Genomic DNA, 7,697 nt, shown 5'->3' on the forward strand with positions numbered 1-7,697 from the left:
GATGGGGCACTGGCTGGCCGCCGCCGGGCCCGAGTCGGTGGGCCCGCTCGCGGCGGAGGTCTGGGTGTTCGATGAATCGTTGTCCCGGGTCCTGCTGGTGAAGCACCGGTGGCGGGGGCTGGTCCCGCCCGGTGGGCGGGTGGAACCGGGCGAGACTCCCCGCGAGGCGGCAGGGCGCGAGTTGTTCGAGGAGACCGGACTCCGGGCGGAGCTGTTCCGGGAGCCGGCTCTGGCAACCGTCCGTTCCTACCGGTCGGGCGCTCCCGCCATCTTCGGGCTGTCGTATGCCGTGGTCGTCGGTGCGGATGTGCCGCTCGTCGCGGAGACCGGGCAGCCGGCGGGGTGGATGGGCCTGGAAGAGGAGTGGGACGGCTGGTTTCCCGCGGACCGGGCTCGAATGCGCCAACATGCGGCACGGTTCGCAGCGCGGTCCGACCGGCTCTGAGGATCGTGACCGGTCCGCATGGCCTTGATCCCTTCGGCCGGCGACCGAAGTCTCAGCCGCGCGCGCCGAGGTACGCCTCCAGCTCGGCGGCCCCGGTCAGCATCGCCCGGCCGCGGGTGGAGAGCCGGGTGTGCCAGTCGAGCAGTGCGGCCTCCAGCGGCTCCAGCCCGCCGGCCGCCCGCACCTGGGTGATCAGCGGGGCGATCTGTTCCAGCAGGTAGCCGCCCCGCCTGAGTTGGTGCGCCAGCCGGGCGTCCCGGACGTCGGCCTGGTCGTAGACGCGGTACCCGGTCCGCGGGTCGCGGCCCGGGCGCACCAGCCCGGCGTGCTCCCACTTGCGCAGCGTCGCGGGCCGGATGCCGAGCTTCCCTGCCAGTGGTCCGATGAACGTGCCGCCGGGCGCGGACCCCGCGTCCGGCCGGGATCCCGCGGCCGACCCGGACCCCGCGTCCGACCCCCGTTCCGCCGCCGGCCCGGACCGCGCGCCGGGCTCGGGCGCCGTGCCGGGCTCCAGGTCGCGGAGGGCGCTCTCCACGGCCTGGAGGGTCCGCCGGTCGTCGAGGAGCTGGGCGTGGCTCTCGTCGATGAGGCGGAACGCCTCCTCGGCCGCGCCCTGGTTCACCGCCCGCATGATCGCCGTCGCCGCCTGGTGGCCGTGGCCGGGCACCAGGGCGAGAAACGCGCGCAGGGCCCGCGCGTGCAGCGAGGTGTAGGTGCGGTAGCCGTGGGGTGTGCGGTCGGCGGGCGGAAGGATGCCGGCCTCCTCGTAGTTCCTGACCGCCTGCGTGGACAGACCGTGCCCGCGTGCCAGATCAACCGGCCTGAGCCGATCGCTGCTTTGAAGGTTTCGCCCCATGAGGCCGACGATATCGCGGAAAAGTTTACACCGAAGGTTCAACGATAGCGTTGAAGGCATGGCTACTGACATCAAGGACACCGTCCGCGCCGTCGAGGCCGCCGCCGTCATGGGGCTGTTCCCGGCCAGGCCCCGGCTGCTCGCGCTGGGCGAGCCCACCCACGGTGAGGACGCCCTGCTCGACCTGCGCAACGAGCTCTTCCGGCAACTCGTGGAACAGGAGGGCTACCGGACGATCGCGATCGAGAGCGACTGCCTGACGGGCCTGCTCGTCGACGACTACGTCACCTCGGGCACGGGCTCCCTCGACGCGGTGATGGAGTACGGATTCAGTCACGGCTGGGGTGCCTCCGCGGCCAACCGCGAGCTCGTGCGCTGGATGCGCGCCCACAACGCCCGCGCCGACCACGACGGCCGGCCGGCGTCGGAGCGGCTCCGCTTCGCCGGCTTCGACGGCCCGCTGGAGATCACCGGTGCGGCGAGCCCCCGGCAGGCCCTCACCGCGCTCCACGGCTACCTCTCGCGCCAGGTGGACGCGGACCTGCTCCCCTGTACCGCGGAGACGGTCGACCGCCTGCTCGGCGCGGACGACCGGTGGACCAACCCCGCAGCGATGACCGACCCGGCCCAGTCCGTGGGGCAGTCGGCCGAGGCCGGGCAACTGCGGCTGCTCGCCGACGACTTGGTCGCGCTGCTCGACGCGCAGACGCCGCACCTGCTCGCGGCGGCCTCGCTCGACGACTGGGACCGGGCGCGTCTGCACGGACGCACCGCGACCGGCCTGCTCCGCTACCACCACTGGATGGCCGACACCTCACCGGCCCGCATGACCCGGCTGTGCGCGCTGCGGGACTTGATGATGGCCCAGAACCTCCTGGCCCTCGCCGCCCGGGGCCCGGTGCTCGTCCACGCCGGCAACGCCCATCTCCAGCGGGAGAAGAGCACGATGCAGATGTGGCAGGGGCCGGTGGAGTGGTGGAGCGCCGGTGCGCTGGTGAACGCCCGACTCGGCGGGGAGTACGGCTTCGTGGCCACGGCCCTCGGGACGATCCGGCACCAGGGGGTGGACACGCCGCCGCCGGACACCGTCGAAGGACTCCTGTACGCGCTGCCGGAGGACCGCTGCGTGGTCGACGCCCCGCGGCTGGCCGCAGCCCTCGGTGACACGCAGCTCGCGCGCCGCGTGTCCGGCTGGTTCGGCTACGCCCCGTTCGACCCGGCCCACCTGGCGAACGGCGACGGGATCGTGTTCGTGAAGGACGTCCTGCCGGGTTAGCGCCACCACCGGCCGTCCGGCCGTCCGACCTGCCGGGGCACCTCGGACGCGTGGGAGGCGCCCCGGCGGTCAACGGCGGATGCGTCCGCCTGCGACGGTCCTGGTGAGGGTCGCCTACTTGCTCTGCAACTTCCCCAGCGGGTCGGGGCTTTCCTCCAGTGCGGTGGCCGCCGCCTTCCAGCCGGTGTCCTCGGGGTGGAGGGCGCTGCGCAGGAAGGCCGTGGTGAGTTGCTGGACCAGGGCGACGCGGGCGGGGTTCTCGTCCGTCGTCTCGGCGGCCTCGTACCCGGGGATTCCTCCGAGCGAGTGCTCGGCCCCGAACAGCGTGAGCAGGCTCTTGCTTCCCGGGCTGTAGGTGTAGGGGTCGGTGAACCAGTCCGGTCCGCGCGTGGACAGGTGCGACTGGTCGTTGTCCCCGGCGACGATGAGAGCCGGTGCGGTCATGGTGTCGAAGGACGGCCTCATGAAGGGGAAGTTCTCGGCGGCGAACGGGGTCAGATCGTCGCCCGATCCGGTCAGGGCGAGCAGCACGCCCGCCTTGACGCGGGGGTCGGACAGGTCCTCGCCGGGTACGGCGTCGGAGTCGAGGACGCGGGCGCCCAGCAGCGTGCTCGCCGTCTGGGCTCCCCAGGAGTGGCCTGCCACGGCGATGCGTTCGCGGTCGAGACGCCCGGCGAGGCCCGGCACGGACGCCTCCAGGACGTCGAGCCCGTCCAGTACGCGCTTGAGGTCCTCGATGCGAAAGCGCCAGATCCGCGGCGTGCGGGGATCCTCGGCGGGGAGGCCGAGCGTCCTGGAGTCGAGGTGGGTGGGCTGCAGGACCACGAAGCCGTGGGCGGCCCAGAAGTCCGCCAGCGGGGCGTAGCCGTTCATCGACCAGCCGAAGCCGTGGGAGAAGACGATGACGGGCAGATCGCCGCCGGTCGCGGGGGCGGAGACGCGGACCTGGAGGTCCTCGCCCCGGCCGGGGGCGGACAGGATGACCGGTTTCGCGGACACCACCAGGGTGGGCGCACCCGCGGTCTTCTGTGCGTTCGTCGTGTTCGAGTCGGACATGGAAGTGCCTTCCGTTCGGTTCTTCGCAGTCGTGGTGCGGTGGGGCCGGAGGCGCGGAGGCGCGGAGGCGCGGCAGTGATCTGGCCGGCCGCCCGCCGGTCTGCCATCATGAATAAAACGGAACCTTGTTCCGATTACGATACGGAACTCTGTTCCGCTTTGCAATGCCATGAAGGGAAGCCGCGGTGAGCAACGACGGCCAGAGTGCGGGAAGTTCGGCCAGGTCCAGCCGCAAGGACGCCCGGCGCAACCAGCAGACCCTGCTGGACGCGGCCGCGGCGGTCTTCGTCGCCTCGGGCGTGGAGGCGCCGGTGCGCGACATCGCGGCCAGGGCCGGGGTCGGGACGGGTACGATCTACCGCCACTTCCCCACCCGGGCGGACCTCGTGATCGCCGTCTACCGCCACCAGGTCGACGCCTGTGCCGAAGCCGGCCCGGCCCTGCTGGCGGCCGGCCCGACCCCCCATGCCGCCCTGGGGCGGTGGGCCGACCTCTTTGTCGGCTTCCTGGTCACCAAACACGGCCTGGCCGCCGCGATGCAGAACGACAGCGCCGGCTTCGAGACACTGCACGCCTACTTCCTCGACCGCCTCCTGCCGGTGTGCACCGAACTCCTCGACGCTGCCGCCGCCTCCGGCGAGATCCGAGCCGACCTCGACGCCTACCAGCTCATGCGCGGCATCGGAAACCTCTGCATCGGCGCCGACAGTGACCCCCGCTACGACGCACGCCGACTGGTCGCGCTCCTCGTCGCGGGACTCCGGCAACCGCACTGATCGTGGCGCACGCCCGGATGCCGAGATCATCCGGTGGCGGGTCCCGGGCGTGTCCGGGTCGTGCCCGAAGCCCGTCCGGCATGAACTGACGGGTCGACCGGGGTGCGTCAGGTCGGTGCCGGGACCGGCTCCCGGAGCTCATGGACGTCCCGCACCGCCGCCAGGGCCGACGACCCACGATCCGCCCTGGCCACGGCCCCGTTCACTCGGCAGGGTTCAGCAGGGTTCAGGAGAACTCGCGGGAGGCCGCGCACTCCCGGACGGTGGCCACGGTGTCGGCATCGGCGGCGTTCTTGTCGGGCCGGTAACGGACCACCCGGGCGAACCGGAGGGCGAGCCCGGCGGGGTAGCGGGGGCTGCGCTGGACGCCGTCGAAGGCGATCTCCACGACCAGTTCCGGCCGCACCCGCACGGTGTACGCGTCCCGTTCGACCTCACGGGCGAGGAGTTCCGTGGTCTGCCAGGCGAGCGTCTCGTCGGTCAGGCCCTTGAAGGTCTTGCCGAGCATCACCCAGGGGCCGAGGCCCGGTTCGCCGGCGGCCCGGGCGCCGAGGTGGAGGTTGCTGAGGAAACCGCGCCGACGGCCGCTGCCCCACTCGGCGGCCAGCACCACCAGGTCCAGGGTGTGCCGGGGTTTGACCTTGATCCATCCGGCGCCGCGCCGGCCGGCCGCGTAACCCGCCGCCGGATCCTTGGCCAGTACGCCTTCGTGACCGAGCGCCAGCGCCTCCCGGAAGAAGGCCAGCGCCTGGTCCCGGTCGCCGGTCTCGGTGTGCGCGACCCGCAGGCCGGCGGGCGCCGACCCGGCCAGGGCGGCCCAGCGCTCCCGGCCCGGCCGGTCCACCAGGTCCTCGCCGTCGCGGTGCAGCAGGTCGAAGAAGTAGGCGCTGAGCGGGACTTCGGCCCGCAGTCGCTCCGGGTCCCGCCGGGTGGCGGTCCGCGCGGCGGTCTCCTGGAACGGGCGGGGGCGGCCGTCCGGGCCGAGCGCGATCGCCTCGCCGTCCAGCACCGCCGAGCGGACCGGCAGGGCGAGGGCGGCCTCCGTCACCTCGGGCACCCGGGCGGTGATGTCGTCCAGGCTCCGGGTGAACACCGCGACGTCCTGGCCGTCCCGGTGCACCTGGACCCGGATGCCGTCGAGCTTCCACTCCAGCGCGGCAGGGCCGATCCGGTCGAGGGCAGAGCCGACGTCCGGCGTCGAGGCGGCCAGCATCGGCCGCACCGGGCGGCCGACCTCCAGTCGGAAGGCGTCCAGCGCCGGTGCCCCGCCAGTCAGCGCAGCCTCGGCGACCGCACGGGCCGAGCCGCGGAACATCAGCGCCCGCCGCACCGCCGCCGCGGGCACCCCGGCAGCCCGGGCGACGGCGTCCGCCACCACCGCGTCCAACGCGCCCTGGCGCAACTCGCCGACCAGCACCGCCCGCAGGAACGCCTGCTCGACGCCGGTGGCCCGTTCGAACAGCCCGGCCAGCAGGCGACGGCGCCCGGCCTGCGCACCGGTGCCGTGCACCTCGGCGATGGCCTCCAGCAGCCGCTCGGCCTCCCGGACGCCCAGCGAGGGCTCGGCGGCGGGCGGCGGCAGGTCCCGAAGGGCGGCCGGCCCGACGCCGGTGCGCAGCCGGTGCGACTCGCCGGAGAGCAGCGCCACCGCGGCGGGGGCCTCGGCCGGGCCGAGCGCGCGAAGGCAGTCGGCCAGCAGCGTGATCTTTGCCCGGCGGCCGGGCTCGGCCGCCACGGCGCGGGAGGTCTGGGCCAGGTGACGGAGCAGCATGTGAACTCCTCGGGGCCGGGTCGGGCCGGGCAGTCGGCGGACCTACCGGGCAGTCGGCGGACGTACGGGCGTCGGACCCTCCGGGCGGTGCGGCCGGGGCACACCGGGGCGGTGCGGCCGGGGCACGCCGGGGCGGGCGGGGGCTCCAGCATCCGTGACCGGGTCCGTCGCGGACCGCAGGACACGCCTTCGCGACAGCCGGAGGGCTGCGCCGCTCTGGAGCGGCCCCATGGCGCTCTTGTCCACCGCGTCCATCTGCGCTGCGGCCACGCCGGGGCGGGCGGGGGCTCCAGCATCCGTGACCGGGTCCGTCGCGGACCGCAGGACACGCCTTCGCGACAGCCGGAGGGCTGCGCCGCTCTGGAGCGGCCCCATGGCGCTCTTGTCCACCGCGTCCATCTGCGGCGACCTGGCGGGCCGTCATGCTGGCGCGAAACCGTGCACGGCGTACCGCTGCGCGAGAACCGTGGTCCCACCCGACTCTGGAGGCCGAGATGACTCCCCAGACCGCCGGCGCCCCCGCCACCGAGGCAGCCCCCGCCATCACGACGGAGCACGCCACCACGACGGCGCCCGCCACCCGCTGGACCGTCGACGCGCCCGGGAGCGGTGACTACGCCGCCTGGCGCGAGCTCTTCGCGGGCTACTGCGCGTTCTACCGTGTTCCGATGCCGGAGGAGAAGGCCGAACTGGTCTGGTCCTGGCTGAACGATCCGGCGCACGAGCTGGACGGCCTGCTGGTCCGCGACGCCGACGGCACGCCGGTCGGGCTGGCCCACTACCGCCCCTTCTCCCGGCCGCTGCACGGCGCCGTCGGCGGGTTCCTGGACGACCTGTTCGTCAGCCCGGACGCGCGCGGCGGTGGCGCGGTGGACGCGCTGCTGGCCCGGCTGCGGGAGATCGCCGCCGAGCGCGGCTGGAACGTGGTGCGGTGGATCACCTCCGACAACAACCACCGGGCGCGGAGCAAGTACGACCAGGTCGCTACCCGGACCATGTTCGTCACCTACGACATGGCGCCGGACGCGGGCTGACCACGCAGCCCGGTCCCGGTCCCGGCCTTTGTCCGGGTCCGTGTCCGGTCCCCGGGCTGCACCGGCGTCCCCACGTCCGTGCCCGGCCCGGGGCGTGCCGGAGGACCGCCCCCGACCGTGAGTCGGAAATTCGTTCGTGCTTTCTGTTATCGACGCGCCGCCGCGAGGTCTCCCAGTTGTCGGCACCCGTACCGGCCGACCCGACACAGGAAGCGTGCCCAGGTGAACAGCGAAGACAGGACGACCATCCTCCCCGCCGCCTCCGGCCGCCGCGCCGCGGACGGCGGCCGTTCCGCGCGCCGTGCCGCAGACCGGCGTCGTGGGCGGGGCCGGCGGAGCCGCGGCCGGGGCGTCGGCCCGGTGGCGGCCGCGGTGGCCGCGGTGGCCGGCACCGGGGTGCTCGCGGCGCTCGTCGGAGTCGGGTACGCCGCGTACGGCGGGGCCGGGAGTGACCGGGACGGAGTGGCCGCGGTGGCGCTGGAG

At 74.1% G+C, this 7,697-nt stretch carries 7 protein-coding genes and 1 pseudogene; 5 read left to right on the forward strand and 3 right to left on the reverse strand.

The window, feature by feature from the left end:
* Window position 1: 1 nt before the first annotated feature.
* Complete coding sequence (locus tag C2142_RS35575; RefSeq protein WP_148647229.1) at window positions 2–445, forward strand: NUDIX hydrolase; 444 nt, start codon at window positions 2–4, stop codon at window positions 443–445.
* 52 nt (window positions 446–497) lie between these two features.
* Here C2142_RS35575 and C2142_RS35580 read toward each other — a convergent pair whose 3' ends face one another.
* Window positions 498–1,301, reverse strand: coding sequence for a TioE family transcriptional regulator (locus C2142_RS35580; protein ID WP_148646961.1), 804 nt, complete (start codon window positions 1,299–1,301; stop codon window positions 498–500).
* Window positions 1,302–1,359: 58 nt separating this feature from the next.
* On the opposite strand from C2142_RS35580, the gene C2142_RS35585 reads away from it, so the two are divergent.
* Window positions 1,360–2,577 carry an erythromycin esterase family protein gene (locus C2142_RS35585; protein WP_148646962.1) on the forward strand — a complete coding sequence of 406 codons (1,218 nt, stop codon included), beginning with the start codon at window positions 1,360–1,362 and terminating at the stop codon, window positions 2,575–2,577.
* Between the two features lie 114 nt (window positions 2,578–2,691).
* Here the strand turns inward: C2142_RS35585 and C2142_RS35590 are convergent, their stop codons facing one another.
* The gene (locus tag C2142_RS35590) at window positions 2,692–3,633 is read right to left on the reverse strand and encodes an alpha/beta fold hydrolase (protein ID WP_148646963.1); all 942 of its coding nucleotides are present in this window, start codon (window positions 3,631–3,633) and stop codon (window positions 2,692–2,694) included.
* 185 nt (window positions 3,634–3,818) lie between these two features.
* Here C2142_RS35590 and C2142_RS35595 point away from each other — a divergent pair, with 185 nt between their 5' ends.
* Window positions 3,819–4,409, forward strand: a complete 591-nt coding sequence (locus tag C2142_RS35595; RefSeq protein WP_148646964.1) for a TetR/AcrR family transcriptional regulator — start codon at window positions 3,819–3,821, stop codon at window positions 4,407–4,409.
* A gap of 226 nt (window positions 4,410–4,635) precedes the next feature.
* Here the strand turns inward: C2142_RS35595 and C2142_RS35600 are convergent, their stop codons facing one another.
* Window positions 4,636–6,180 carry an ATP-dependent DNA ligase gene (locus C2142_RS35600; protein ID WP_148646965.1) on the reverse strand — a complete coding sequence of 515 codons (1,545 nt, stop codon included), beginning with the start codon at window positions 6,178–6,180 and terminating at the stop codon, window positions 4,636–4,638.
* Between the two features lie 494 nt (window positions 6,181–6,674).
* Between C2142_RS35600 and C2142_RS35605 the strand changes: the two genes are divergently transcribed.
* Window positions 6,675–7,214 carry a GNAT family N-acetyltransferase gene (locus C2142_RS35605; RefSeq protein WP_148646966.1) on the forward strand — a complete coding sequence of 180 codons (540 nt, stop codon included), beginning with the start codon at window positions 6,675–6,677 and terminating at the stop codon, window positions 7,212–7,214.
* 222 nt (window positions 7,215–7,436) lie between these two features.
* Window positions 7,437–7,697: pseudogene (locus tag C2142_RS35610) on the forward strand (hypothetical protein); the annotation flags it as partial.

The organism is Streptomyces sp. CB01881, assembly GCF_002953255.1.
In the GTDB taxonomy this organism is placed as follows: Bacteria; Actinomycetota; Actinomycetes; order Streptomycetales; family Streptomycetaceae; genus Kitasatospora.